This window comes from Thalassospira sp. HJ, assembly GCF_000948415.1.
Taxonomy (GTDB): Bacteria; Pseudomonadota; Alphaproteobacteria; order Rhodospirillales; family Thalassospiraceae; genus Thalassospira.
On sequence record NZ_JYII01000008.1, the window covers coordinates 42,570 to 69,561 of the forward strand.

Genomic DNA, 26,992 nt, shown 5'->3' on the forward strand with positions numbered 1-26,992 from the left:
GGCGTATTAACTTTTATGTATTTCTCTATTTTATGGTAAAGTGCTGAAATTAATGAATATTTTTAGATTTAGATCTTTTCTCGGAATGGATTTTTAAACGTCTCTCTCTGCGTTATCCACTGACTCTGTGGATATCTCTGTTGAAGAGTTACAATAGTTGTTTTATTTCAATTAGTTGTGCTTGGCCTCAAAAGTGGCAGAAATTTCTTGTGGGCGAAGATTGCCGTTTTTGATGCGGTTTTTTGCAGGTGTGGGGCGTATGGGGCGTGCCCAACAAAAAAATGCCTAACCAGATGGCTCGGCCATTTTTTGTTGGAATCAGTCCACGACAGATTTCCGGCGTGAAACCGTAAATACCTTGCCAAGGTCTGGATTGAGTTCGGTGCCAAGACCCGGTCCTTCGGGGATGGTGATCATGCCGTTTTTGACGGTGGGCAGGTTGGTCACCAGATCGCGATACCAGGTGTTGTAAAATGCCCGCACGCTTTCCTGCACCATTGCATTGGGTGCATTCAGTGACAGGTGCGTCGAGGCTGTCAGGACAATCGGGCCGGTGCAATCATGCGGGGCGACGGGCAGGTGCCAGGCTTCTGCCATGGCGGCAATCTTGCGGGCCTCGGACAGGCCGCCACACCAGCTGAGGTCCAGCATGACCACGCCAGCGGCGTTGGTTTCAAGCAAGTCCCGGAATGCCCAACGTGATCCCAGCGTTTCCGAGGCGCAGATCGGGGCGGGGGAGACTTCGGCATAGCGTTTCAGGCTTGAAAGGCTATCCATCTTGATCGGGTCTTCGTGCCAGAAGGTCTGATAGGGCGTGAGTGCCTTGGCGATTTGCTGGGCGGGCAGAAGCTGCCACATCGAATGAAACTCGACCATGATGTCGATCTTGTCGCCGACGGCTTTGCGGATTTTCTCAAACGGCTCAAGACAGGATTTGAGATCGGGCAGCGAGATATATTGCCCGCGGGTTTTCTCGGCCGCGATATCAAACGGCCAGATTTTCATCGCCGTGATGCCATCCGCCAAAAGGGATTCGGCAAGCTCATCCGCGCGATAGAGAAACCCGTTCAAGTCGTCATAATCCTTGGCCGATTTGGCATTAAGGTCATAATTGGCTGTGGTCTGGCCGGTGGCTTTTTTGATGTATTCTGTGCCCGCACAGGTGTTGTAGGTGCGAATTTCAGATCGCGAGAAACCACCCAGAAGCTGGGTGATCGGAAGGTTGGTCGCCTTGCCGAAAATATCCCAAAGCGCGATGTCAAATGCCGAATTGCCGCGCACCTCGGCACCTGATGATCGAAATCCGACATACCCCACCAGATCCGCAGACAGCAGATCAATCTGCAGCGGATCGCGCCCGATTACGCGCGGTGCGACATATTCATGCAAATAGGCCTCGACGGTTTCAGACATAAAGAATGTCTCGCCAAGGCCGGTAATGCCTTCATCGGTGTGAACTTCGACCCAAAGCAGGTTGGGGCGTTCGGCGATGCGCACGGTTTCAATTGCGGTGATTTTCATGTCAAACCTCAAAACGCAAAAGACGGAGCCGTTTGGCTCCGTCCTGAACAATGTCGGCTGTCAGCGTCCGGTTATGCCCGGGAAGATGATCAACAGGGCAACCGCCAAAATCTGCAGGCAGATGAAGGGCAGAAGCGCCTTGAAAATATCGCCCAGTGATATGTCCGGAGGTGCTACCGATTTCAGGTAAAACGCCGCAGGCCCGAATGGTGGCGACAGGAAGCTGACCTGCATGTTCATGGCAAACAGCACCCCGAACCAGACCGGGTCAAAGCCAAGCTGTTTTACGATCGGCACAAAGATGGGCATGGTCAGAAGTGCGATACCGACCCAATCAAGGAACATGCCCAGCACAAACAGGATCAGCATCATGAACAGGATGATGATGGTCGGGTCATCGGAAATGCCGGTAATGAGGCCTGACACGAAATTGATCCCGCCCATCAGGTTAAACACGCCAACCAGGGCCGATGCCCCGATGCCGATCCAGACAATCATGCCGCAAGTCGACAGCGTCTGAATGGCGGCGGCTTTAAGCATCGAGACTGAAAATTCACGGCGCAGGATGGTGGATGCAATGACACCCGCGACACCAACGGCTGATGCCTCTGTCACCGATGCAATTCCGCCATAGATCGATCCCAGCACACAGAACACGACCAAAATCGGCAGGAACAGGCCCTTGAGAAGGCGCATCTTTTCCGCATGCGGGATTTTCTCGGTCTGGGGCGGCGGGGCGATATTGTTGCCGGTGTAGGACCGAAACAGGATATAGGCGACGTAAAAACCGGCCAGCATGAAGCCCGGCAAAAAGGCCGAGGTAAACAGATCGCCGATCGAAACATTGGCGGTCAGGCCATAAATGATCAGAACGATCGAGGGCGGCACCATGGTACCCAGCGACCCGCCGGCACAGACAACACCGATGGCAAGGTTCTTGTCATAGCCCTGACGGAGCATCTGGGGCAGGGCGATCAGGCCAAGCAGCACAATCTCGCCGCCGATAATGCCGCTCATGGCGGCCAGGATGACGGCAACAAAGATCGTCTGAACGGCAACACCACCCCTAAGCCTGCCGCCAAAGAGCCGCATGGCATCAAACAGATCGCGGGCAATCCCTGACCGGTCCAGGATGGCGGCCATCAGGACGAACATCGGGACGGAAACAAAGACAAAGGATGAAACGAATGAATAGACGCGGCTGGTAATCAGCGGCACGGCCATCGGGCCAAACCAGCCCAGCGTGAAAATCAGTGCGATCAGCAGCGTGACAAACGCCAGCGGCATCCCGGTAATAAGAAAACCAAGCAGCATGACGAACATGGCAAGCGTGCCGTATTCAATGCCAAGGGATTGTAAATCAAACATCAAGCCGGTTCCTGAATGCGCGTGTTCGCATGTCGAATTTCAAATGATTTCGGGATTGCCGCGTTACTCGGTGGCGTCTTTGCCGCCAAGGCCGCGCATGTAATTGATCGCAAGAATGATGAACTGCACGGTGAGCGCGATCATTACGATCAGCAAAAAGATCTTAAGCAGCGACGGAAACGGCGGGTTCCATGCCGATCCGCTGGTTTCCAGGCGAACGGAGCCATCCGGCGCAAAGGCCGCCCGACCGACCATCAGCCATGCCGCCCAGGCAAAGAAGCCCGATGCCACCGCACAGATCAGCGAGATCGCAATATCAAGGAAGCGGCGCAGCTTCGGGCCGGCAATGTCATAAATAATGACCACGCGGATATGCTTGTCACGCGATGCACAGAAAAGGCCACCAAACACAAAACCGATTCCGCACAGGAAGGTCGTGGTTTCATGGGCCCAGAGTGTCGGGCTGTCAAAGACGTGCCGCATGACGATTTCAATGATCAGAACACTCATCGAGCCCAGAAAGCCGATGGCAAAGATAGTACCGGTTTTATCGACCATTTTGCCAAAAAGGCCCGAGACCGCCGGGACGGTTGCCGTTTCCGGTTCTGGCAGGATCGGTGTGTTCTGTTCCGCGGGATGGGTCATTTTAATTATCCTTGGGACCAAGAAAGAAACAGCCCGCAATCTGGCAGCGGGGGAGGCCGCGTTCCAATCACGTCGTCTCAAAACGTGATGAGATGCCAGATTGCATCGGGGTGACAAATTCGAGTTCGCACAACCGTCATCCCCGCAGGCTGCTGTGATCCGGGCAAGGGATCAGGGTTTCTTGCCCGGATCAGGTGCTTCGGGTCTTAGATCATGCCCTGCGAGGTCAGATATTCCATCAGGGTATCATAAACCTTTTTGGCATTCTCGGAACGCTCAGCAGCCTTTTCCCACTGTTTGGTGGCAATGGCGCGGAACTTGTTGCGCTCTTCTTGCGACCAGTTGTGAATGGTGATGTCACCTTTTGCGCGGGCTTCGGCAACCGCCTTCATGTCCTTGGCAACCAGCTGGGAAACTTCATCCTGTGCAAGGTCGCGCACCGAAACGGTCAGGATTTCCTGAAGGTCGGCCGGCATGCTGTCCCACTTGGTCTTATTCATCGAAACTTCAACCAGCGGCATGGAATGGAAGCCCGGATAGACCGGATGCTTGGCAATGTCGTGCAGGCCTTGTGCCTGGTTGGTCGAGAACACGGTATAGTCGGCAGCCTCGATCACTTTTTTATCGAGCGAGGTAAAGACTTCCGAGCCCGGAATGTTGACCGGGGTCGCACCGGCTGCGGCAAACACTTCGTTCACCATGCCTTCCGGGGCACGCATTTTGAGCCCCTTAAGGTCATCAACGCCATCAAGCGGGACGGCGGAAACGAATGCTTCCAGGCCCGGGGTGGTGGCACCAATGAAGTGCAGGCCATACGGCTCGACCAGCGAATTCATCAGCTCCTTACCGCCGCCATATTCCATGAAACGGAACATTTCCTGCGGATCGGACCATGCGCCAACCGGGTTCGCGATCAGCCCGAATGCCGGATCCTTGCCCGAGAAATAGCTGGTATCGGTGATGTGACCATCAAGAATGCCCGCGGCAATCGCATCCTGGGTTTCGTTATGTTCGACAACCGAACCAACCGGCAGCATCTCGATCGAAATGCGGCCACCGGTCAGGGTTCCAACACGTTCTGCCCATTCCTGCTGAATGATGAAGTTCGGGTTGCCAGCCGGGTCACTCGACTGGAATTTAAGGGCATAATCCTGGGCATTTGCCGCAAAGGGTGCGGTGGTGGTCATGGTGATGGCAAGCGCTGCGCCAGCCAGTGTTTTCAAGGACATTTTCATCTGTTTTCTCCCTGGGTTGATTATTTTACGTCAGTGCCGGGTGCCAATCTGACATCGGATGCTGCGTAACGCTGCTTCAAACCCGAAACAGCGGTTTGGACGATGTCTTCAAGCGGGCCTTCGATTGAGACAGCCAGCGGGTCTTCATCGGGGCCCGGCGGTTCAAGATCGTGAAGCTGACTGTCAAGAAGTTGCGAGGGCATGAAGTGGCCGGCACGGCTGTTCATGCGCTCGAATATCAAGTCACGGGGACCATTGAGGAAAACGAAGCTGACCTCTCCCAGACGCGTACGTAGATAATCGCGATAGCGACGCTTGAGCGCCGAGCAGGCGATAAAAACGGTTCCGGGAAACGGATTGCCGCGCGGTGTCGTCGGATCGGTGGATTGGCCAACATGCTCGGCTGCGGTGGAAACGGCATCCAGCCACGGCCAGCGCATTTCATCATTAAGCGGCAGCCCACGGCTCATATGTTCAACATTGGCCTTTGGGTGATGGTCGTCAGCATCCAGCCACGCATTGTCCGTGGCTGCTGCAAGGCGCCGTGCCGTTTCGGTTTTGCCCGATCCGCACACACCCATGACGACAACATATCTGGTCTGCCGATTCATAAGGTTCTTCGTTCTCACTGGTTTTCAGGGCTTGGTTTTACTCTTGGACAGCCCTGTTGTGTTATGATGTTAGCGCTAACATAATGTTAGCGCTAACATCACGTCAACACCCTATTTCACATGAAGGCACAAGGTGCTTGTCGCTACGGAAAAGACGTAATAAATGTAAGGGTATGAGGAAGCGCAAAGGGGCCGGGCGGCCAACCATTTCTGACGTTGCCGAAAAGGCCGGGGTCAGCACCATCACCGTTTCACGTGCCTTGCGTGATCCGTCAAAGGTGTCCGATCACCTACGCCGCAAGATCGATAACGCGGTGAAAAAGCTCAATTATGTGCCGCATTCCCATGCCAGCGCGCTGGCATCGACTCGCTCCAACATCATCGGCGTGATCGTGCCGTCACTCACCAACAACGTTTTTGCTGATACGCTGCGCGCGATCTATGACGCCTTTGATCAGGGCGCTTATCAGGTGCAGCTTGGTAATTCGCGCTATGTCGCGAAAGAGGAAGAACGCCTTGTGCGCACCTTCCTCGGTCAGGGGCCATCGGCCATGATCATCGCCGGTACGGATCAGACCGATGTCACCCGCGAACTTCTTGAAAACGCGCCCTGCCCGGTGGTGCAGATCATGGAAATCGGCGATGACCCGATCGACATGATGGTCGGCTTTTCGCATTTCGAAGGCGGCCGTGCCGCGGGCATGCATCTGGTGCAAAAGGGCTATAAACGTATCGGGTTTTTGGGCGCGCGCATGGATCCGCGCTCACACCGCCGCATGGAAGGCTTCAAGGAAGCGATGCGATCAGGTGGGCGTTATGACCCCGACCTGATCATGACAACCACCACATCTTCCAGCGTCACACTTGGTGCCGAACTGATCGGGCAACTGCGCGCACGTCGCCCGGACCTTGATGCCGTGTTCTGCAACAACGATGACTTGGCCCTTGGTGCGCTGTTTGGCTGTCAGAAGGCGGGGATTTCCGTCCCCGACGATATGGGAATTATCGGCTTTAACGATCTTGAGATGATGGCGGCAAGCTACCCGTCTTTGACTTCGATCCGGACAGACCGCTATGCGATTGGTAAGCACGCGGTCGCCATGATTCAAAGTGCGCTTGAAGGCGAAATGCCTGATCAGAAGATCATTGATGTCGGATTTGAATTGCAGCAGCGTGAAAGCACGTCGCGCAAGCGCTAGAGCCTTGTCAGGACTTAACCTTACTCAGTTTCAGGCAACGGAAACCGTTCTGCGAGCTCTGCCAGCTCAGCCCGTGGTCCTGTGATCTTGATACGCGTGCCATCGGTATCAAACTGACGATCCAGAATGGTGATGCCATCCTGTGCGCAGGCCTGCTCGAGCGTTCCAGCATCGGAAAACCCGGCAAACAGTTCCGCTTCGCCTTGCGGGATATAGTCAATGATCTCGGCCACATCACAAACGGCATTGGCTGCCCCGCTATAGGCGCGGACCAACCCGCCGGTGCCAAGCTTCGTGCCACCAAAATAGCGCGTCACGATGACAGCCACATTAATCAGATCACGCCCCTGAAGGACTTTGAGGCATGGAATGCCTGACGTGCCTGATGGTTCCCCGTCATCCTTGCCATGCTCGATCAGCTGATCTTCGTCATTAAGATAGCGATAGGCGTTCACATGGTGATTGGCCTTGGGATGAAGGGCGCGCAATTCATCAATCCGCCTGGCGAGATCGTCATGAAAAACGAGTTCGGCCAGAAAACGCGATTTCTTTTCTTCGGTCTCTGCAAAGGCGGGGTGGGAGATGGTTTTCATGATGGTTTGCTATCAGAAAGCAGCTTGAAGTGCCAGACGACATCTTGTGCGCCGATTGGCTTTGGTCATCCTGCCGTAAACAGTTTGCCAACCAAAATGACGCCAAAAATGATCAGCATGATCAGGACGACCTTGCGGAAGGTTTCTGCATCCATGCGATCGCGCACCAGCGTGCCCAGTTTGGTGCCAAGATAGACCGGCACCAGCCCGGCTAACGAGATCCAGAGCGTATCAAGCGTGAACATCCCAAGCCGCGCCAGACCAAGCGCCATCACGATGCTTGAAAGGCTGAACGAGATATTGATGGCCGTCAGGAAGCGTTTGGGCTCAAGGCGCAAGGAAAGCAGGAAGGGCAGGACCGGCATGACCTGTGATCCGGTGATGCCGTTGATCAGACCGGTGGCGAAGCCCGACACGGGGGCGAGGACCTTGGCAAGCCTGTCAGACAGCGGCTTGCCATGACGAAACAGCGTGATCGCGCCGTAATTCATCAGAACCAGCCCCAGTACGGCTCCCGCCAAGATGCTATCGACCAGCTCCAGCACGGCAAGCCCGATCAGGATGCCGGGAATGGTCGCAAGAAACATCGGCCAGAAACGGCTGACGGTTTCGCGAAAATGGCCGGCTTGGGCCATGATGATGGAGTTGCTGACCAGCGACGGAATGATCACCAGCGGCATCCCGGCCTTAAGCCCCAATCCGAGGGCCAGGATCGGCAGGGCCGATGTCGAAAACCCCAGCCCCGTTGCCCCTTTGACGAAGGCCGCGACGAAATAGGCGCAGGCAATGATGGCAATCGTTTCAAGGGTCATGGAGGTTCCGGGGCTTTGGGGATGGCGTGCGCAGTGTGCCCGCAAATGTTGCCCCGCGCAAATGATCTGATGAATGGGCTGGCCGGATTCGCATCGCGATACTAAGTATGACCATACGGTCATCGAACGGCAGACTTGTATAATGCGGTAGTTGTGGGTGGAATTTTGCGCCAAATTTTGACGGTTTGGTAAAAATTTGCGGAAAAATCACCTGCACATGTCGACAAGGGGTGGAAATGCGTGTGCAAAACCCGTATCAAGTCTGGCCCGGTTCAATGACCGGTCAAGCGGGCGGGATTCCGCCAGATACCTGGATATGTGATATAATGGCGGCATGATGATGAACATGCCGGATTGAGAGGAAGCAAATGAGCAAGAGCTGGAGCATTGAAAGCTGGCGTAACCTGCCGATCAAACAGGTGCCATCTTATCCTGATGCACAGGCCTTAAAGGCCGTAGAGCAAGAGCTCGGCAGCTATCCTCCTTTGGTGTTTGCTGGCGAGGCGCGTGCGCTCAAGGAAAAGCTTGGTGAAGTCGCAGAAGGCAAGGCCTTCCTGCTGCAGGGCGGCGACTGCGCTGAAAGCTTCAAGGAATTTCATCCGAACAATATTCGCGACACCTTCAAGGTGATGCTGCAGATGGCGGTTGTCCTGACCTATGGTGCGTCCTGCCCGGTGGTCAAGGTTGGTCGTATGGCTGGCCAGTTCGCCAAGCCGCGCTCATCTGATACCGAAACCATCAATGGTGTTGAGCTGCCAAGCTATCGCGGCGATGTGGTCAACGGCATCGAGTTCACCGAAGAAGCCCGTATCCCTGACCCGCAGCGCCAGATCCGCGCCTATAACCAGTCGGCTGCGACCCTTAACCTGTTGCGTGCCTTCGCGCAGGGCGGTTTTGCCGATCTGACCAAGATCCATCGCTGGAACCTGTCCTTTGTCGATGGCAGCCCGGCGGCAGAGCGTTACAGCAAGCTGACCACACAGATTGATGAGGCAGTCGCCTTCATGCAGGCCTGTGGCATAACGGCGGAAAGCGCGCCGCAACTGCGCGAGACGGATTTCTATACCTCGCACGAAGCGCTGTTGCTTGGTTATGAGCAGGCGCTCACCCGTCAGGACAGTCTGACAGGCGAATGGTATGACTGTTCTTCGCATATGCTGTGGATTGGCGATCGTACCCGTCAGGCCGATCATGCCCATGTTGAATTCCTGCGTGGGGTTAAAAACCCGATCGGCATGAAATGCGGCCCGACCATGGATGAGGATGACCTGATCCGTCTGATTGATATCCTCAACCCGGAAAACGAAGCCGGTCGTCTGACCCTGATCGCACGTATGGGCGCAGACAAGGTGTTTGATAACCTGCCGCGTCTGGTGAAACGGGTTAAGGCCGAAGGCCGCAAGGTCGTCTGGTCCTGTGACCCGATGCATGGCAACACGATCAAGGCATCGACGGGTTACAAAACCCGCCCGTTCGACGCGATCCTGTCCGAAGTCAAAAACTTCTTTGACGTGCACAAGGCCGAAGGCACCCATGCCGGTGGCGTCCACTTCGAGATGACCGGTACGGACGTCACCGAGTGCATCGGTGGTGCGCGCGAAGTCACCGAAGAGGCTCTTTCGGATCGCTACCACACCCATTGCGACCCGCGCCTCAATGGTGGACAGGCGCTTGAGCTTGCCTTCCTGATGGCTGAAATGATCAAAAAGGAACGCGACAGCGTCCGCGCAGAGCAGATGGCTGCTTCTGCCTGATCGCAGGTTCAGCAAATTGGTTGATCAAAGGTGCCCGGTAAACTGCCGGGCACCTTTTTTTATGGGGGTACAAGTTTGCCAAAAGGGCTTTCTAAATTAGATTTTGTCGCATTTTGTTACACAATCAGTACGATTTGACGAAAAAACATCTACCAATGACCATCAAATATTCTTAAGTATGGGTAATTGCGGGATGTTCCTGACAAATCGAATAAGGGCGAGGGGTCGCAACGGGTATGGTGGACGACGCTGAATTCAGCGCATGGCAAAAGAAGGTAGAGGGAACCAATATTTCCTCGACCACGCTTTTGGCGACCGATTATCTGAACCATTTCAACGAGATCGTCATGTTGCTCGAAATGGTGCCCGACATGCCCGACATGATCGAGGACTGCAAGGAATGGGCGCCCAAAAGCTATCAGGAGCATTTCCGCGATAGTGCCTTTTCCGACAAGGAACTGGCGATCGAGGCCTATGAGCATGTGCCGCCGAAATTCCGCCGCCCGTTCGAAGAAACCATCGAGCATCTTAATACCATTGTGCGCCACGCGGTTTCGCAGCTTGAATCCATTATCGAGACCGGTGATGAGGATCTTCTGCGCGTTACGGCAAGTGCGGTAACGACTTCGCTTCAGAAATTCATGGATGTGGCCAGTGGGATTATCCACGGTTCGGCCAAAACCATGAGCCAGGACGAGATCGACGCTGCCTTGGCACTTTGATCCATACTGAATTCATGTCTGCGCGCAGACAAAAACAAAACCGGGACTGAAAACAGCCCCGGCTTTTTTTTGATCTGTTTGCCAAACTGACTCTGATCAGTTCGTCATTTTGACGAGTTCGCCATCAAGGCGCTTAATCTCGGCCTGTAGCAGCGGCACAATATCGGTGCGCGCGGTGGTGACGATTTCCTGCATATTCTTAAGAGCATTGCGCGCCATGCCGTTGGCATTTTGCTGCATGAACATGATCGTCATCTGCGCTTCGATATCGGAATAGAACCGACGTACGCCCGTGATGATAGCAGGATCGACTTCAAAGGTGCGTTGGGAATAACGCATGGTTTCCCAAACCATATCATCAAGCTTGTGGCGCTCGCGCGGGGCGAGGTTTGCCGCATGCCAGGTCATCGGGCCTTCGGGATAGTCGGCAATCCAGGTTTCGACCTTTTCGATATTGTCGACGAACTCTGCTTCCAACGATCTTTCGAGGTTATAGACATCAGAAGTGCTTTGGTAGCGATCGAAATCTACAGCAATTTCAAAACCGGCAAAGCTTGCCAGATAAACACCGAGAACGGTTGATGCGAGAATGATGCACTGGGTCAGCCAGAACTCGGTGTTGGGTTGGCCGCTTACGCTAAGAAAGCGGAACGGGGCGAAAAGTCCGCGCATGGGGTACTGTCCTGTTTTGGTAGAAGCGGAGTTCTATTGAAATTCCAGGCTTTGGGCCGGGATTTCGTCGAATTTCTTGAGAAAGTCGTCAAATGCAGTTTGAAGACTAATGGTCTCGCCGACAGGAAGTTCTTGTTCGCGAGCCATATCGTTGAGCCGTTTGACACGGTCCATCGGATGAGGATGGGTTGAAAGATAATCCATCAGACTGTGATCGCCCTGCATGGTTGCCAGCTTTTCAAAGGTACGCGACAGTCCTGCGACATGACCGTATTTGGCCATCAGGATCTTGATGCTCCAGTCATCGGCATCGAGTTCCTGACTTCGGGAATAGTCCCGATCAGCAAGAAGTTTCGGCCAGCTTGCCGCCCATGTGGTTAGAACTGCGTCGGTTTGAAACAGCATGGCTGACAATGCAACCCCAACAACTTCGCGACCCAATCCTTCAAGGTGATCGCGGCCGTTATAGTGGCCGATCTCGTGGCCAAGGATTGCGAGCAGCTCGTTCTCACTTTCAACCAGTTCAAGCATCCCTACATTCACCAGGATCAAGCCACCCGGCAAGGCGGCGGCATTCGGACTTTCATCGGGGATGATCAGAACGTCAAAGTCATAGTCCCTTGCCGGACCTATGGCGTCCTTCGGGATGGAATTGATCAGATCGACCAGATAGTTCTCAAACACACTTCGTTGGGAACTGACACGATGATCCCCAATAAGTTCAGGTTCAAGTTCTGACCAGATGGCGACTTCGTCCTGAACTGAAATGCTGTCTGCTGCCCATTCGACGGCAAGGCCGCTTGCGGTGTAAATCCCCCAGCAAATCAGAAGGAACGCAACACTGCCAGACGCAAGTTCGGCCAGAAGATTGCGATGGGAAATATTCACTCCGTCATCGGGCAGGGCACATGGCCTGCCACCGGTCGGGCGATGATCGGTGTAAAGTGCCGTGCCGGAAACGATCACCTCGATCATGCCACGGCCAAGCTCGGCAGAGTCAAAGCGCAGGCCAATAATGTGACTTGCACCCTTGGCATTGGTGCGAAGGCGCAAGATGGCTTCGCGTTTTGCCCTTGTGACTGTGGCTTCGTGTGCGGCCAGTCGGCCACCGACAAAAATCCGCAGACGCGCCAAAAGGTTGCGAAAACGGTCCTCAGCAATGACGACCTTGCCGGTCACAAGTTTGCTGTCGCGTAACGTGATATTGTCGGGAACTGCATCCCCGGAATCAAGATACTGGTGGGGCAACAACGCCTCGTCGAGCTTTAGCGTGCGTTCATGTGCCCCATCGGCCAGACGGCCGGTGATATAAGCGATTCCGATCAGGATGGTCAGGGCAATTCCCGGAAGAAACAGATCTTCCATGGTTTTGTCCTTGCCCCGTTATTTCAGTCTTACAGCTGTACCATATGCAAAAATTTCCGCTGCCTTATAGGCCACCTGCGAGGTTGCGAAATGCACATCAACCACTGCGTCGGCGTCGAGCTTTTCGGCCTGTGCCATCAGGCGAGTGGTGGCTTCCTGCTGGGCGTCTTCCAAAAGCCGGGTATAGGAACGCACTTCGCTACCAAACAGGTTTTTTAGCATCGCAAAGATGTCAAAAAGGAAATTGCGGCTGCGCACGGAACTGCCAAAGACAATGCCGATGTTTTCGCTAATTTCACGACCCGGAATATGGGAAATGGTTACCACCGCCATTTGGGCGGCAGTCTTGGGGCTATCGGTCATCTTGTTTGCTCGTATTTTATGTTGTCTTTATTGCCGTGTTTTCACGGTCGCGTGAAATAGACCGGGACAGGTTTGGTTTTGCAAGTCATTATCAACACGATGTGTCGCGGATAAAACGAAAATCGACCTGAAAACCAGTGTGTTGGCACGTTTCAAAGGCACGCAATTCTGCCATGCAAGAATGGTGATCTTGGTCGAAACATGGGATATTGCGCATTCCGCAATTGACAGCGCGTGGGGGCAATCCTATTCCAACATCATGACAAACACGCTTGCCATTGCGATTGCCCAACTGAACCCGATTGTCGGTGATGTCACCGGAAACCGGGACAAGGTTGTGGCTGCCTGGGAAACTGCGGCCGAGAAGGGCGCGGAGATTGTGCTGTATTCCGAACTGGTTCTGTCGGGCTATCCGCCCGAAGATCTGGTGATGAAGCCGGCCTTCATGCGGCATCTGCATGATGCCGTTCAGTTTATCTGCGAGCATACGGCGAAGCGTGATAGTGGTCCGGCCTTGCTGTTGACCACACCATGGGAAGTTGAAGGCACGCGTCATAATGCGGTCCTGCTGATTGATCAGGGCAAGATTGTTGATGTGCGCGCCAAAAATGATCTGCCTAACTATGGCGTGTTTGATGAAAAGCGCGTCTTTGCCGCCGGCCCGATGCCAACCCCGATTTCGTTCAAGGGTGTCACGCTTGGGGTTCCGATCTGCGAGGATGTCTGGACGCCGCATGTGGTTGCCCATCTGGCGGATGCCGGGGCGGAGATTTTCCTTGTGCCGAATGGCTCACCGTTTGAAGCCGATAAAAGTGGGCTGCGCCGCAAGCTGATCGAAGATCGTGTGCGCGAAAGCCATGTGCCGATGATCTATTGCAACGAAGTCGGCGGTCAGGATGAGCTGGTCTTTGACGGCGGATCATTTGGCCTGAATGGCGATGGATCGCTTGCCGTTGCCCTTCCGGCCTTTGCCGAGGACGTGGTGGTAACCACATGGCAGAAGGCTGATAACGGTAAATGGCGTTGTGGCGATGGTGCGCCAAAGGCGGAATATCCCAACGGGCTTGATGCGATTTATCAGGCGCTGGTTCTGGGCCTGCGGGATTATGTCAACAAGAACGGGTTCCCCGGTGTCGTGATCGGCATGTCGGGGGGGATCGATAGCGCGCTTTCGGCTGCTGTTGCGGTTGATGCGCTGGGTGAGGCGCGCGTGCGTCTGGTGATGATGCCATCGCCTTATACCTCGGCCGAGAGCCTTGAGGATGCGGAGCTGTGCGCAGGTATGCTCAAGACCGGGATTGAAAGTATCAATATCGGTCCGGCCATGGCCGCGTTCGAGCAGATGCTGGCCCCGGCTTTTGAGGGCCGTGATGCCGATATCACCGAAGAAAACATTCAGGCCCGTTCGCGCGGGATCATCCTGATGGGGCTTTCAAACAAGTTTGGCCACATGGTGCTGACCACGGGCAACAAGTCAGAAATGTCAGTCGGCTATGCCACGCTTTATGGTGACATGTGCGGTGGCTATTCGGTTTTGAAAGACCTTTATAAAACGACCGTGTTCAATTTGTGCCACTGGCGCAATGAACACAAACCGATGGGCGCGATGGGCCCGGATGGCATGGTGATCCCCGAACGGATCATTACCAAGCCGCCCTCTGCCGAACTTCGCCCGGATCAGAAAGACGAAGATAGTCTGCCGCCTTATGATGTTCTCGATGATATTCTTCATCAGATGATTGAAGGTGAGCGGTCTGTACGCGATATCGTTGATAGTGGTCATGACGAGGCAACAGTACGCCGGGTCTGGCGGTTGCTTGATCGGGCGGAATATAAACGCCGTCAGGCACCCCCGGGGGTCAAGATCACCCCGCGTGCCTTTGGCCGTGACCGTCGCTATCCGATTACCAATGGCTTCACGAACCTTGTTACGTGATTGAAAAGTTTGAAATGACAAAACCTGTTCTGCGATTTGCCCCCAGTCCGACCGGGCTTCTTCACGTCGGTAACGCCCGTGTAGCACTGATGAACTGGCTTTATGCCCGGAAATCAGGCGGGAAATTCATCCTGCGCTTTGACGATACCGATCCGGCGCGTTCCAAAGACGAATATGTCGATGCGATCCGTGAAGACCTGACATGGCTTGGCATCGACTGGGATCAGGAAGAACGTCAAAGCCTGCGTCTGGACAAATATGACGCAGCAATTGCGGACCTGAAAAAGCGCGAAATGCTGTATCCGTGCTACGAGACCGAAGGTGAGCTGAACTGGAAGCGCAAGGCCGCCCGCCAGCGCCATCAGCCGTTCATCTATGACCGCAAGGCATTGACCCTTAGCGATGAAGAAATAGCCGCCCTTGAAGCCGAAGGCCGCAAGCCGCATTGGCGTTTCCTTCTGACCGACGGGTTGGTTGAGTGGGATGACCTGACGCGTGGTGTATGCTCGTTCGATACCGAACACGTGTCTGATCCGGTTCTGATCCGTGAAGACGGATCGCTGCTTTATATGCTGGGATCAGTCGTTGATGATCTTGAGATGGGTGTTACCCACATCATCCGCGGTGAAGATCACGTGACCAATACCGTGTCGCAGATCCTGCTCTATCTCGCGCTTGGCGGGAAACCGGGCGCGCTTGAATTTGCCCACATGCCACTTTTGGCTGGGCCGGGTGGTTCGCAGCTTTCAAAACGTCTGGGCAGTCTTTCGCTCCGCGAGCTGCGCAATGACGGGTTTGAGGTCGAGGCACTTGTCGGTCTTTTGACCGGCCTTGGCGCATCGGACAAGATCGAGCCAGCGAACCTTTCGCAGGTGCTTGAGAAGTTCGATCTTGATCATTATGGCCGCTCCACGCCTAAATTTGATCCGGCGGAACTGGCAAGCCTCAATGAAAAAGTCATTCACGACATGTCGTTTGAGGCGGCCAAGCCGAAGCTTGAAGCTGCAGGCATGGCGGATGCCGACGAGATGTTCTGGAATGCGGTGCGTGGCAATTGCTGGCGCGTGGCCGAGGCACTGGAATGGTGGGATGTAATCCACAAAAATGTCATTCCGGAAATCGATGCAGAAGATGCCGAGTTCCTCAAACAGGCGGCAAGCATGCTGCCTGAAGGCGAGCTTGATGGTACGAGCTGGAAAACCTGGACCACAGCGCTCAAGGATGAAACCGGGCGCAAGGGCAAGCAGCTTTTCATGCCGCTTCGCAAGGCGCTGACAGCGCGCGAACACGGTCCGGAAATGTCGACGATGCTGGTTCTGATCGGGGCTGAAAAGGCGCGCGAACGGTTGTGTGGGAAGGCGGTCTAAGCATCTGCTTTGATCGCCGGAAAATGTACGCATTTGACCCGATACCACAGCCAAACGGACGTTTGAAATGACCAAGACCATTCGTATTTTTGACACGCTGACCCGCGAAAAGCAGGTGTTTGAGCCGATCGATCCCGATCACGTGCGCCTCTATGTCTGCGGCCCGACGGTCTATGACTATGCCCATGTCGGCAATGCGCGGCCCGTGGTGGTGTTTGATACGCTGGTACGCGTGTTGCGCCATATCTATCCGAAAGTGACCTACGTTCGGAACGTCACGGATGTTGATGACAAGATCAACGCGCGCGCCAAGGAAAGTGGTGAGCCGATCTCGGAAATCACCAAGCGCACGCATCAGGCCTATCTCGATGATATGGGCGCGCTTAATGCCGCCAAGCCCGATATCGAGCCGCGCGCGACCGAACATATCGCCGAGATGATCGCCATGTGCGAAAGCCTGATCGAACAGGGCTTTGCCTATGCCGCCGAAGGACACGTGCTGTTTTCGGTCGAGAAGTTCGATGAGTATGGCAAACTGTCGCGCCGTGACCGCAAGGAAATGATTGCGGGTGCACGTGTTGAAGTCGCGCCCTATAAAAAGGACCCGGCCGATTTCGTTCTGTGGAAACCGTCAAGCGATGACATTCCGGGATGGGATAGCCCGTGGGGCCGGGGCCGCCCGGGCTGGCATATTGAATGCTCTGCCATGTCGACGCGTTATCTCGGTGAAAACTTTGACATCCATGGCGGTGGTTCGGATCTGGTGTTCCCGCACCATGAAAATGAACTGGCGCAAAGCTGCTGCGCCAATAAGGGTTCAAGCTACGCCAAATACTGGATGCATAACGGCCATCTGATGGTCGAAGGCGAAAAGATGTCCAAGTCGCTTGGCAATTTCGTCACCGTGCATGAGCTTTTGGAAAAATGGCCGGGTGAAGCGATCCGTCTGGCGATGATGGGAACCCATTATCATCAGCCGATCAACTGGACGGAAGAAAACCTGCGTCAGGCCAAAGAGGCACTTGATCGTTTCTACACGGCGCTTCGTCAGAGTGCAGATGTCACGCCCGAAGCCATGCCGGTGCCGCGTGCGGTGCTCGATGCGCTGTGTGACGACCTTAATACGCCGCTTGCGATTTCGGAATTCCACAACCTTGTGACCAAATTCAACAAGGCGGAAAAGAAATTCGAACGCGCGGAAGCCAAGGGTGAAATCCTCGCTGCGGCCAAGCTTCTTGGCATTCTGGAATGCGATCCGGAAGCCTGGTTTACCGGGTCGGCAGATGAAGACGAGGCCGCCGAAATCGAAGGCCTGATCGCCCAGCGTGCGGACGCCAAGAAGAACAAGGATTTCGCAACAGCCGATAAGATCCGTGATGACCTTCTGGCACGCGGTATCATCCTTGAAGACTTCAAGGAAGGTACCAGCTGGAAGCGTGTCTAAGACACGTTGAAATCTTTCCGGAAAGGGACTGCAGGCCAGATGCTTGCAGTCCCTTTTTTTGTTCCGGGGCGGGGCAATTTACGTATCAGTACCAAAAGTTGCAGACGGGCAGATTTTTGCCCAAATCTTGATGGATCATGTGTGCAGATTGGTCCGAAGCAACGAAAAGGTGCTGTAAGCCATGTCTGAACTTGACCGCCGCAGGTTTTTGAAAGCGTCAGCGTCGTTTGGCGCACTGGGCGCAATTGGTGCTGTGGGCGCAACCGGCCTGATGGCATCGGGTATGCCTGCCCGCGCGCAGGGTGCCAAAGACGCGGCCTTACCCGAAGTACTGCAAAAGCAGATCCCGTCAACTGGCGAGGCCATTCCCGCTGTCGGGTTGGGCAGCTGGATCACGTTCAATGTCGGTAATGACATGGAATTGCGCGATCAGTGTGCGGATGTGATGTCGGCCTTTTTCAAGGCGGGCGGGCGCATGATTGACAGTTCACCTATGTATGGTTCCGCGCAGGATGTGATTGGCTATGGCCTTGATGCGCTGGGCGCGCACGACAAGGTGTTCTCGACCGACAAGGTCTGGACATCGGGCGACGGGGCGGATCAGATCGCCGAAACCTCAGATCGCTGGAAGGTCGAGCAGTTTGATCTTTTGCAGGTTCATAATCTGCTGGGCATCAATGACAATTTACCCCTTCTGTTTCGCATGAAGGATGCCGGGCAGTTGCGCTATGTCGGTGTGACGACGTCACATGGGCGACGGACCGATGACCTAATGGCTGTGATGAAGAATGAACGGCTTGATTTCGTGCAGGTGACCTATAACCCGGTTGATCGCAAGGTTGAGGAATATCTACTGCCGATGGCCTATGATCGCGGGATTGCGGTCATTGTTAATCGGCCGTTTCGCGGGGGGAGCCTGACGGAGCGCCTTGAAGGGCAACCCTTGCCGGAATTTGCCCGCGAGCTTGAAGTCAAAAGCTGGGCGCAGCTGATTTTGAAATATCTGATCGCCCATCCGGCAGTGACCTGCCCGATCCCGGCCACGACCAAACCGGCCCATGCGGCGGAAAACATGGCAGCAGCAACCGGGCCGTTGCCCGATGATAAAATGCGCGAACAGATCGCAGCCGTGATCGGCGTTCTGGTGTGAGCAATGCAAATGCGGGGCAACCAGCATGAGTGAATGGTGGGATTACGGACTGGCGGACTTGTTGCTGTTTTCGCCGCGTGTCTATTACCGGCTGTTTGAAACCATGAACAGCACCTGGTGGCTGGTGGTTGCCAGTGCGGTTGTTGCCGGCCTGATCGCATCGGGCCTGGCACTGCGGCACGGGTTTCGCGGCAACCGGGTTATTCTGGTGCTGTTGGCGCTGGTTTGGGCGTGGTGTGGGTATGGTTTCCTTTGGCAATATTATCAGCCGATCAACTGGGCTATTCCCTATCTGTTGCCGGGCTTTGGCCTTCAGGTTGTTTTGTTTGCCATCTTTGCGGCACGGCCATTGCCGCTGCGCTTTGGTTGGCGCGGCGATCTTTCCAGTTATGTCGGGCTGACACTGGTGGCCTTTGCCCTGATTGCTTATCCGTTTATCGGATTGATCGAAGGGCGCGATTTGCTGCAGGCGGAACTGTTTGGCAGCGCGGCCGATCCGACCGCACTTGGCTCCCTGGGGTTTGTGTTGCTGTCGCGCGGGACGTGGCGCTGGGTTCTTTTGCCAGTGCCTTTGATCTGGTGCGTGATTTCAGCCGGAACACTTTGGGTGATGGATCAGCAGGTTGCGATAGTGATGCTGGCGGCTGTCTGGATCACGGTTTTCTGCGGCTGGCTTGATCTTAAAAACGGGGTGACCACCAAGCGCCTGACAGAGGCGGAAATCAGAGACCCGGCGGCCTAGGCCAAAAAATTCCCTTCATGGACAAAAAAGTCTGGAAACCACCGTCAATCGGTGGTTTCGTACTTTTTGCTGAAACAAGTCGTTTGTCTGAACCAATCCTGCATCAGGCCAAGACGCAGTGAGCACAGACAAGAATGACTTTTCGGTAATCCCCAAGCGTGAAAGGGCGAGCCATGATCCAGGTTTTAACCAGTGTCTGGGCACTTCTTATTGGTGTTGTCCTGATCATGCTGGGCAATGGCATGCATTTCACGCTGATTGGTCTGCGCGGCGGCATCGAAGGTTTTTCCTCGGCCGAGCTTGCGATTGTGACATCGGGGTATTTTGCGGGCTTCCTGTCCGGGGCGCGTCTGACGCCACGCATGATCAAGCGTGTTGGCCATGTCCGGGTTTTTGCCGCCCTTGGCAGCTTTACCTCCGCCGGGTTAATTGCCTTTCCGCTGATTGCCGAGCCTTGGGCCTGGACGGCTTTGCGCGTGATCCTGGGCTTTTGCATGTCGGGCATTTATGTCACGGCAGAAAGCTGGCTGAATGATTCTTCGACCAACGAAACCCGTGGCAAGGTCCTGTCGGCCTATATGATTGCCCAGACGCTTGGCATTATTGGTGCGCAGGGTCTTTTGACCCTGGGGGATGCGGGGACCTCGGCACTGTTTATTGTCGCTTCCATCCTGGTTTCAATCTCCTTTGCACCGATCCTGCTGTCGGCATCTTCCGTGCCGGTGACCGAAGCCGCCCGTCCTATGGGGCTTAAGGAGCTGTTTTCGGGATCGCCGCTGAGTACTGTGGGGATCTTCCTGCTGGGCTGTGTCTATGCCACCCAGACCGGTATGGCGGCGGTTTATGGCACCCAGATCGAAATGACGACGGTACAGATCGCGACCTTTGTTGCGATGCTGTTTGCTGGCGCCTTGGTGTTTCAGTTCCCGATTGGCTGGCTTTCAGATCGCATGGATCGCCGCAAATTGATTTTTGGTGCCTCGATGGTGGCGATGGCGGCCTGTACGCTGGGCTGGATATCGGGCAACAACCTGATGTTTATGATGTCGGCGGCCTTTGTCGCGGGCGGCATGACCACCCCGCTTTATGCGCTGTTTCTGGCCTATACCAACGATTTCCTGCCGCTTGAAGATATGCCGGCTGCCTCAGGCGGTTTGGTGCTGACCTTCGGGGTGGGCGCAATTTTGGGCCCGCTTATCGCTGGTTGGTCGATGGAGCATCTTGGTGCGCAATCGTTCTGGCTGGTGCTGGCGATGACATTTGCCGTGATTGCGGTTTATGCGCTTTATCGGATGACACGCCGTGAAGCCCTGCCGGTTGAAGAAACCGAAAGCTATGTCAGCGTCCTGCCGACGGCATCACCGATGGCAGTTGAAACCGCCGGTGTGTGGGCCGCCGAACAGGCTGAGGCAGAAGCCGAAGCAGCCGCGGAAGAAGCCGCCGCCGAGGAAGCTGCAGCTGAAGAAACTGCAGCCGAGGCAGAGGGCGATACCACCAAGGATGAAACACCCAAAGCCTAGGTCAGTTGGCGGGCTCAGCGGTTAAACAGCAAACGCAGCCCGACAGCGGCAAAGAACACACCAAGCAAGCCATTGATCCAGCTTGCCGCCCGGCGATAGATCGAAATGGCCGGTGCGGTGGAAAACGCGGTTGCATAAAGCAAATGCGTGCTGGTCGAAATCAGCCCGCAGCCAATGACAATTGCAGCCCCGACCCAAAGCGGAGCACCTTCCTGAAACCCGATGGAAATAATGGCGATCCAGGTCAGGATGGCCTTCGGGTTGGTCAGGTGCAGGCCAAGACCGCGAAAGTAATAGCCACGTCCCGAGATTTGCCGGGGATCAACGGCGTTCTGGACATCTGCACTGTTCGGGGCCTTGCGAAAGGCAGTGCGAAACGCGCGGTAAGACATCCACAGCAAATAAAGCCCGCCAAAAATCCGGATGGCGGTCATGGCATCGGCGTAGGTCGCCAACACAGCCGACAAGCCAGTTAGGGTCAGAAGACCGATTGAGAACGATCCGGTTCCAATGCCAAGGGCAAAATGCTGTCCGGCACGGCGGCCCTGATCAAGGGAAACGCCCATCAAACCCAAAAGGGCGGGGCCGGGGCTAATGAGCCCGACAAGCAAGGCAGCATAAGACAGCAATATTCCGGGCAGATACTGCCCGATTTCGGTGAAACTGATCATGGGGCGTTTCCTTTGGTGGTGGCAAAGTCAGCCTAGATCAGTGGTTGAATTCTGTCGAGCGGAACGAAAAAGCCCGATCCAAATGGACCGGGCTTTGATCGATTGTCTGGTGAGTGCCGATAATCAGGCGTCGTTCTGGGCTTCGGCCAGGATTTCATCCCCCTGACGGGCGATTTCCGAAAGGGCCTGTTCAAAGACCTCTGGCGGGTGGCCGCCGGAAATGGCGAATTTGCCATTCACGACATAGGTCGGCACCGAACTGATGCCGGCATCACCAAATTCATCTTCTTCGGCCCGGACTTCCTTGGCGAATTCGTCGCTGGCGAGGATTTCGGCCGCGCGTTCCGGGGAAAGACCGACTTCCTCGGCCGCGCGTTTCAGGACACCGTGATCGGCGGTGTTGTCCCCGCCCTGGAAATAGGCAGCAAACAGGTTGAGTTTCAGCGCGGTCTGCTGACCGTATTCGCCTTCCTTGCCAGCCCAGTAAAGCAGGCGGTGCGCATCGAAGGTGTTATAGATGCGTGAATCCGAACTGAAATGGATCGGGAAGCCGACATTTTCACCCATCATGGTGATGCGTGCGCGGTTATCGGCACTCTGGTCGGCGGTCAGGCCGTATTTTTCGTTGATATGCTCTGAGAGGTCCTGTCCTTCGGGCGGCATATCACGGTTCAGTTCAAACGGGTGCCAGCGCAGGGTGACGTCAATTTCACCGTCGAGACGGCTGATGGCATCTTCGAGGTTCTTGTAACCGATGATGCACCACGGACAGACAACGTCCGAAACAATGTCGATCTGCATGGGAATGGCTTTAGTCATTGGATAGAATTGCCTTGGGTTATGTAACGTTACGCTACCCCAACACATAATCGACATGACGTCAAACACAAGGAAAAGACTGGCCTCTCGCGTCCCAAACGGTCCTTTTATCAGTTTTTTCTGATTTTTCCGGGGTGAGCCGGGCGTGTCGGTCAGTTCGATTGCCGACGGGCGTTATCGACCATGTATTCGGCAAAAGTTTCAAGGATCGGGCAAGACCATTCCGCACGGGTCAATTCACCGTCGCGTTCCCAATCGCCGTACCAGCGTTCGTCAATATCGCGGAAAATGGTGTAGCGGGCGAAGCGATCCGATGCTGTCCAGCAATTCCGACCGGTACGTTCCCATGTCAGACCGGCAAGCATCATGATGTCAACGCTGGTGGTGGCGTCATTTACCATTGTTATTGTTCCCGGACGTCGCGCGATCAGTGTGTGTATTTGTTTTTGGGCAAGAGGGCGATCACGCAGCCTATGATTTAGTAAAGTTAATCATCGGGAGGTGGGGGTTACAATCATTCAAGGGGACAGGCTTGCTATCCTAAAGGTGGGTAATTTCTTGAAATAGAGTGGAAATTGCCCTGAATGCTTCAAATTTAGCAATGCTGTTGCGCTAAGGGCTGTTTTGCGGCAATTTGCCAGACCCGCAGCGGATATGGGTATATCCCCCGCGCGGGAAGAACAGAGGCGGTCATAACAGCGCCGCCCCAAGAAAGACTATCGATCAGTTGGAATGAAAATGTCAGACAAGCGCGTCTATCTCTATGACAGTACCCTGCGCGACGGGCAGCAGACCCAGGGCGTGGATTTTTCGGCCGCGGATAAAACCGCGATTGCCAAGGCGCTGGACGAATTGTCGATTGACTATATTGAGGGCGGCTGGCCCGGGGCGAACCCGACCGATGACGCATTTTTTGCCAACCCGCCGAAGCTCAAGAATTCCAAACTGACGGCCTTTGGCATGACGCGCCGTGCCGGGCGTTCTGCATCCAACGATCCGGGGCTGACCAGTCTGGCGCAGAATGCGCCGATCGTGTGCATGGTCGGCAAAAGCTGGGATTTTCAGGTGACCGAGGCGCTCGGGATCGAGCTTGATGAAAACCTTGCGATGATTTCGGATTCTATTGCGCACCTGAAAACCAAGGTTTCCGAAGTCATGTTCGATGCCGAGCATTTCTTTGACGGCTACAAGGCCAATCGGGAATACGCGCTTTCGGCGATCAAGGCGGCATATGATGCCGGTGCGCGCTGGGTTGTTTTGTGTGACACCAATGGCGGCACGCTGCCCGACGAGATTTTTGACATCGTCACCGATGTCTGCAGCCAGATCCCCGGTACGCATGTTGGTATTCATTGCCATAATGATACGGAAAACGCGGTCGCGAACTCATTGGCCGCGGTCCGCGCCGGCGCGCGTCAGGTACAGGGCACCTTGAATGGCCTTGGCGAGCGCTGTGGCAATGCCAACCTGATTTCGATCATCCCGACCCTGATGCTCAAAATGGGTTATGACGTTGGCATTTCCCATGATCAGCTGACCAGTCTTCGCCGCATCTCGCACATCCTCGATGAGCGCCTGAACCGTGAACCGCTGCGCCAAGCCGCCTATGTTGGTGACAGCGCCTTTGCCCATAAGGGCGGCTTGCATGTTTCAGCTGTCGAAAAGAACCCGACCTGTTACGAACATGTCGAACCGCATCTGGTTGGCAATCAGCGTCATATCCTTGTTTCGGATCAGGCGGGCCGATCCAACATTCTGGCGCGTTTCCGCGAAATCGGCGTCGATGTTGATCCGAAATCGGAAGCCGTCGGCAAGCTGGTCGAGACTGTCAAGCAACGTGAATTTGATGGCTTTGCCTATGACGGGGCCGAGGCCAGCTTTGAATTGCTGGCGCGCAAAGCCATGGGCGAGCTGGATCGCTATTTCCGTGTGACCTCGTTCCGCGTGATTGACGAACGTCGCTGGGTCGATGAACAGGACGAGCAGGTCATCACCATGAGTGAGGCCACTGTCAAGGTCGTGGTTGGCGATGACCAGTTCATGTCGGTTGCCGAGGGGAATGGCCCGGTCAACGCCCTTGATGCTGCACTTCGTAAGGTTCTTCTGACCGTGCCGGAATACCGCGAGGCGGTCGAGCAGATCGAACTGATCGACTATAAGGTCCGGATCATAACCCGTGGCGATGGCACGCGTGCGGTGACACGCGTCATGATCGAAAGCCGGGATGCCGAAGGCAATAACTGGGCGACGGTGGGGGTTTCAACCAACATCATCGAGGCGTCCTATAATGCGCTTCGTGATTCCATCACCTATAAGCTTTTCAAGTCGGGCGTGCGCAGCCAGCACGCCTGATCAACGGATCAAGTTTTAGATACAGCCGGGCCACATCAAGGTCCGGCTGTTTTCGTTTGGACAAGGAGGCTGGCGCGAACGGTTGGCTTTTGCTAAGTAAGCGCCAATATGGACGGGAATGCCCGTCACCCTTTCTTTGACGACCGGAGAATACCGCGATGAGCGAGCCCATCGGCAGTGCCAAGCCTGAAACAGGCGGGATTGCCAATCCACCCGTGATCATTCTGATCGAACCGCAGCTTGGCGATAATATCGGCAAGGCCGCGCGCGCGATGCTGAATTGCGGGTTGGTGGATTTGCGTCTGGTGCGTCCGCGGGATGGCTGGCCGAATGAGCGGGCAACCGCCAATGCATCGGGTGCCGATATCGTCATTGATAATACCAAGGTGTTCGAGCGCGAAGAAGATGCGCTGGCTGATCTCAACCGGGTGTATGTCACCACGGCCCGCACGCGCGATGCCATCAAGCCTGTCTTTACCCCTAAGGGTTTGGCACCGGAGATGCGAAGCGTCGTTGCGCGTGGCGAGAAAGTTGGCGTGATGTTTGGCCCGGAGCGCACCGGTGTGCGTAACGAACATATCGCCATGGGCGATGCGGTGGTCACCGTGCCTCTTAATCCCGGTTTTACCTCGCTCAATCTGGCGCAGGCGGTTTTGTTGATCGGCTATGAATGGTGGCAGGCGGGCGTTGATGTGCCCGATTATCAATTGATGATGGCCGACACCTTCCCGGCGACCAAGGATGATATGGAACGTCTGTTTGTGCATCTTGAAAACGAACTTGATGAGTCCGGTTTCTTCCGGGTGGCCGAAAAACGCCCGGGCATGGCGCGCAATATTCGCAATATCTTTAACCGCGCGAACCTGACCCATCAGGAAGTCCAGACGCTGCGCGGTATGATCGTTGCCATGCGTGGCGGCAAGCACAAGCCGTAACGCTTGCGCGGTTTAATATCGAAAATAAAGGGCTCCCCGATCTTGGCCAGGGAGCCCTTGTTGTTTGTCTGCAGGAAGTGCCAAGCTGGACGGTGTTATGGCCGATCTATGCGATAGATCTTGTCCGGGTTCGGTTTGCTTTGCCAGGGCAGGCCGTCATTCTGCCAGCCATTGAGCAGGCGAAGGCCTTTTTGCGGGCCTTCCTTGATCGCACTTCCTTGAAAACCATGAACGACATAACGGGCATTGGCAAAGCCGCTTTCCTGCAGGAAGGCGGCACTTGGCTTGCCACGTTCGCTGCCGGACCGGCACATGGTGATTATGGTGGCGTCCTTGTCCATGCCGCGTGCCTTAAGGGCTGCTTCAATCTCGGTGGCAAAGTTTGGATTGCGATAAAGCCGGAAACGGCCCTTTTCTGCGTCCCACTTGGTGCGATCCACCATCAGAAAGGGGATGTTGATATCCACCGCATCGGTGAAGCCGATAAACAGGATTTCCACCGGATCACGGACATCGACAAACAGCACGTTGTTCTGCTTGGACGAGAGTTCGAAGGCCTTCTGGGTGGAAATACCAAGCTCATCTGCCTTGGCGGATGCCGGAACAGTGGTGGAAAAGGCGATGGCCGCAAGCAAAGCCAGACTGGCCATAACGGGGCGCATTTTAAGCATATTCATCATCGTTGGGTCCTTGGGGCTTAGAACGAAAAGACGCGGGTATCTTCATCAACCATCATCTTGGCCATGGCCGGCGGGGTTGCGACACCAACGCCATCGCGAAGCGCAGTTTGATCTTGTGAACTGTTTGGCAGATAAAGCGCGCAAACATTGACCGAGGCACCGCCGCTCATCAATTTGGCCAGAAGCTGCTCAGGGGTGACCTTTTTCGGCTCAAGGGCGGGGCTTTGGGTGGCACTGAGTGCCAGGTCGCCTGCCTTGTCACACAGAAGAACATCGACCCGGACACCTTGCGCCTGCATGGTGTTGCCAAGAACCATCGCCATGCCCTGGGTCTGCAGGGACGGGCTGGTCAGGATGATCAGGGCCTTGTCAATTTTGTCATCGGCCTTGGCAATGGCGACATTCAAAACAAGAAGGATGGCCATCAGAAGGAACATGAAGGCAAAGCGGACTGGCGTGATGGTGGATTTATCCATGGAGGCGCTCCAAATTCGGGATAATTAATCAATGATAATA

The 26,992-nt window shown here is 55.2% G+C and carries 26 protein-coding genes; 11 read left to right on the forward strand and 15 right to left on the reverse strand.

The genetic code is table 11. From position 1 onward, the window contains the following. Nucleotides 1-318 precede the first annotated feature (318 nt). The 5 genes from UF64_RS05155 to UF64_RS05175 form a co-directional block, all read right to left on the reverse strand. Complete coding sequence (locus tag UF64_RS05155) at nt 319-1,521, reverse strand: mandelate racemase/muconate lactonizing enzyme family protein (protein WP_044827566.1); 1,203 nt, start codon at nt 1,519-1,521, stop codon at nt 319-321. 60 nt (nt 1,522-1,581) lie between these two features. Further along, complete coding sequence (locus UF64_RS05160; RefSeq protein WP_044827567.1) at nt 1,582-2,889, reverse strand: TRAP transporter large permease subunit; 1,308 nt, start codon at nt 2,887-2,889, stop codon at nt 1,582-1,584. A gap of 63 nt (nt 2,890-2,952) precedes the next feature. After that, on the reverse strand, nt 2,953-3,534 hold the full coding sequence (locus tag UF64_RS05165; protein ID WP_044827568.1) for a TRAP transporter small permease subunit: 582 nt from the start codon (nt 3,532-3,534) through the stop codon (nt 2,953-2,955). Nucleotides 3,535-3,740: 206 nt separating this feature from the next. After that, nucleotides 3,741-4,769, reverse strand: coding sequence for a TRAP transporter substrate-binding protein (locus UF64_RS05170; protein ID WP_044827569.1), 1,029 nt, complete (start codon nt 4,767-4,769; stop codon nt 3,741-3,743). Nucleotides 4,770-4,789: 20 nt separating this feature from the next. After that, nucleotides 4,790-5,380 carry a gluconokinase gene (locus UF64_RS05175; protein ID WP_044827570.1) on the reverse strand — a complete coding sequence of 197 codons (591 nt, stop codon included), beginning with the start codon at nt 5,378-5,380 and terminating at the stop codon, nt 4,790-4,792. Between the two features lie 173 nt (nt 5,381-5,553). On the opposite strand from UF64_RS05175, the gene UF64_RS05180 reads away from it, so the two are divergent. Then, on the forward strand, nt 5,554-6,579 hold the full coding sequence (locus tag UF64_RS05180; RefSeq protein ID WP_044827571.1) for a LacI family DNA-binding transcriptional regulator: 1,026 nt from the start codon (nt 5,554-5,556) through the stop codon (nt 6,577-6,579). A 20-nt stretch (nt 6,580-6,599) separates the two neighbouring features. Here UF64_RS05180 and UF64_RS05185 read toward each other — a convergent pair whose 3' ends face one another. After that, nucleotides 6,600-7,172: a YigZ family protein gene (locus UF64_RS05185; protein WP_044827572.1), complete on the reverse strand. Its 573-nt coding sequence runs from the start codon at nt 7,170-7,172 to the stop codon at nt 6,600-6,602. Nucleotides 7,173-7,237: 65 nt separating this feature from the next. Beyond that, on the reverse strand, nt 7,238-7,984 hold the full coding sequence (locus tag UF64_RS05190) for a sulfite exporter TauE/SafE family protein (protein WP_044827573.1): 747 nt from the start codon (nt 7,982-7,984) through the stop codon (nt 7,238-7,240). A gap of 368 nt (nt 7,985-8,352) precedes the next feature. On the opposite strand from UF64_RS05190, the gene UF64_RS05195 reads away from it, so the two are divergent. Both UF64_RS05195 and UF64_RS05200 read left to right on the forward strand, forming a co-directional pair. Beyond that, nucleotides 8,353-9,738 (forward strand): class II 3-deoxy-7-phosphoheptulonate synthase, encoded by a 1,386-nt coding sequence (locus UF64_RS05195; protein ID WP_044827574.1) that lies wholly within the window; start codon nt 8,353-8,355, stop codon nt 9,736-9,738. A gap of 236 nt (nt 9,739-9,974) precedes the next feature. Further along, nucleotides 9,975-10,460: a hypothetical protein gene (locus UF64_RS05200; RefSeq protein ID WP_044827575.1), complete on the forward strand. Its 486-nt coding sequence runs from the start codon at nt 9,975-9,977 to the stop codon at nt 10,458-10,460. A gap of 96 nt (nt 10,461-10,556) precedes the next feature. Here the strand turns inward: UF64_RS05200 and UF64_RS05205 are convergent, their stop codons facing one another. Genes UF64_RS05205 through UF64_RS05215 form a run of 3 tightly spaced genes read right to left on the reverse strand, consistent with a single transcriptional unit; the run spans nt 10,557 to nt 12,860 of the window. Next, the gene (locus UF64_RS05205) at nt 10,557-11,132 is read right to left on the reverse strand and encodes a hypothetical protein (RefSeq protein WP_044827576.1); all 576 of its coding nucleotides are present in this window, start codon (nt 11,130-11,132) and stop codon (nt 10,557-10,559) included. Between the two features lie 33 nt (nt 11,133-11,165). Next, the gene (locus tag UF64_RS05210) at nt 11,166-12,497 is read right to left on the reverse strand and encodes a M48 family metallopeptidase (RefSeq protein WP_044827577.1); all 1,332 of its coding nucleotides are present in this window, start codon (nt 12,495-12,497) and stop codon (nt 11,166-11,168) included. Between the two features lie 18 nt (nt 12,498-12,515). Then, a complete protein-coding gene (locus UF64_RS05215; protein WP_082049544.1) occupies nt 12,516-12,860 on the reverse strand; it encodes a YbjQ family protein in 345 nt (114 codons plus the stop codon). Nucleotides 12,861-13,119: 259 nt separating this feature from the next. Here UF64_RS05215 and UF64_RS05220 point away from each other — a divergent pair, with 259 nt between their 5' ends. From UF64_RS05220 to UF64_RS05245, 6 genes are all read left to right on the forward strand, one after another. Beyond that, the gene (locus UF64_RS05220; protein WP_052657462.1) at nt 13,120-14,796 is read left to right on the forward strand and encodes an NAD+ synthase; all 1,677 of its coding nucleotides are present in this window, start codon (nt 13,120-13,122) and stop codon (nt 14,794-14,796) included. 14 nt (nt 14,797-14,810) lie between these two features. Next, nucleotides 14,811-16,163, forward strand: a complete 1,353-nt coding sequence (gene gltX / locus UF64_RS05225) for a glutamate--tRNA ligase (protein ID WP_044827627.1) — start codon at nt 14,811-14,813, stop codon at nt 16,161-16,163. A 67-nt stretch (nt 16,164-16,230) separates the two neighbouring features. Continuing rightward, nucleotides 16,231-17,607 (forward strand): cysteine--tRNA ligase, encoded by a 1,377-nt coding sequence (cysS, locus tag UF64_RS05230; protein WP_044827578.1) that lies wholly within the window; start codon nt 16,231-16,233, stop codon nt 17,605-17,607. A 181-nt stretch (nt 17,608-17,788) separates the two neighbouring features. Next, nucleotides 17,789-18,757, forward strand: coding sequence for an aldo/keto reductase (locus UF64_RS05235; protein ID WP_082049546.1), 969 nt, complete (start codon nt 17,789-17,791; stop codon nt 18,755-18,757). Nucleotides 18,758-18,782: 25 nt separating this feature from the next. Continuing rightward, nucleotides 18,783-19,499, forward strand: coding sequence for a DUF6064 family protein (locus UF64_RS05240; RefSeq protein ID WP_044827579.1), 717 nt, complete (start codon nt 18,783-18,785; stop codon nt 19,497-19,499). A 173-nt stretch (nt 19,500-19,672) separates the two neighbouring features. Beyond that, nucleotides 19,673-21,019: an MFS transporter gene (locus tag UF64_RS05245; protein WP_044827580.1), complete on the forward strand. Its 1,347-nt coding sequence runs from the start codon at nt 19,673-19,675 to the stop codon at nt 21,017-21,019. Between the two features lie 14 nt (nt 21,020-21,033). Here UF64_RS05245 and UF64_RS05250 read toward each other — a convergent pair whose 3' ends face one another. The 3 genes from UF64_RS05250 to UF64_RS05260 all read right to left on the reverse strand — a co-directional run bounded on the left by UF64_RS05250 (nt 21,034) and on the right by UF64_RS05260 (nt 22,910). Beyond that, nucleotides 21,034-21,690: a LysE family translocator gene (locus UF64_RS05250; RefSeq protein WP_044827581.1), complete on the reverse strand. Its 657-nt coding sequence runs from the start codon at nt 21,688-21,690 to the stop codon at nt 21,034-21,036. Between the two features lie 123 nt (nt 21,691-21,813). After that, nucleotides 21,814-22,509 (reverse strand): DsbA family oxidoreductase, encoded by a 696-nt coding sequence (locus tag UF64_RS05255; protein ID WP_044827582.1) that lies wholly within the window; start codon nt 22,507-22,509, stop codon nt 21,814-21,816. A gap of 152 nt (nt 22,510-22,661) precedes the next feature. Further along, complete coding sequence (locus UF64_RS05260) at nt 22,662-22,910, reverse strand: hypothetical protein (RefSeq protein WP_044827583.1); 249 nt, start codon at nt 22,908-22,910, stop codon at nt 22,662-22,664. A gap of 337 nt (nt 22,911-23,247) precedes the next feature. Between UF64_RS05260 and cimA the strand changes: the two genes are divergently transcribed. Both cimA and UF64_RS05270 read left to right on the forward strand, forming a co-directional pair. Then, entirely contained in the window at nt 23,248-24,861 is a 1,614-nt protein-coding gene (gene cimA, locus UF64_RS05265; RefSeq protein ID WP_044827629.1) for a citramalate synthase, read from the forward strand. Nucleotides 24,862-25,019: 158 nt separating this feature from the next. Next, nucleotides 25,020-25,796: an RNA methyltransferase gene (locus UF64_RS05270; RefSeq protein ID WP_044827584.1), complete on the forward strand. Its 777-nt coding sequence runs from the start codon at nt 25,020-25,022 to the stop codon at nt 25,794-25,796. A gap of 95 nt (nt 25,797-25,891) precedes the next feature. Here the strand turns inward: UF64_RS05270 and UF64_RS05275 are convergent, their stop codons facing one another. Together UF64_RS05275 and UF64_RS05280 are read right to left on the reverse strand one after the other, a co-directional pair. Then, on the reverse strand, nt 25,892-26,476 hold the full coding sequence (locus tag UF64_RS05275) for a rhodanese-like domain-containing protein (RefSeq protein ID WP_235284971.1): 585 nt from the start codon (nt 26,474-26,476) through the stop codon (nt 25,892-25,894). 17 nt (nt 26,477-26,493) lie between these two features. Further along, nucleotides 26,494-26,952 (reverse strand): hypothetical protein, encoded by a 459-nt coding sequence (locus UF64_RS05280; RefSeq protein ID WP_052657459.1) that lies wholly within the window; start codon nt 26,950-26,952, stop codon nt 26,494-26,496. Nucleotides 26,953-26,992: the final 40 nt, after the last annotated feature.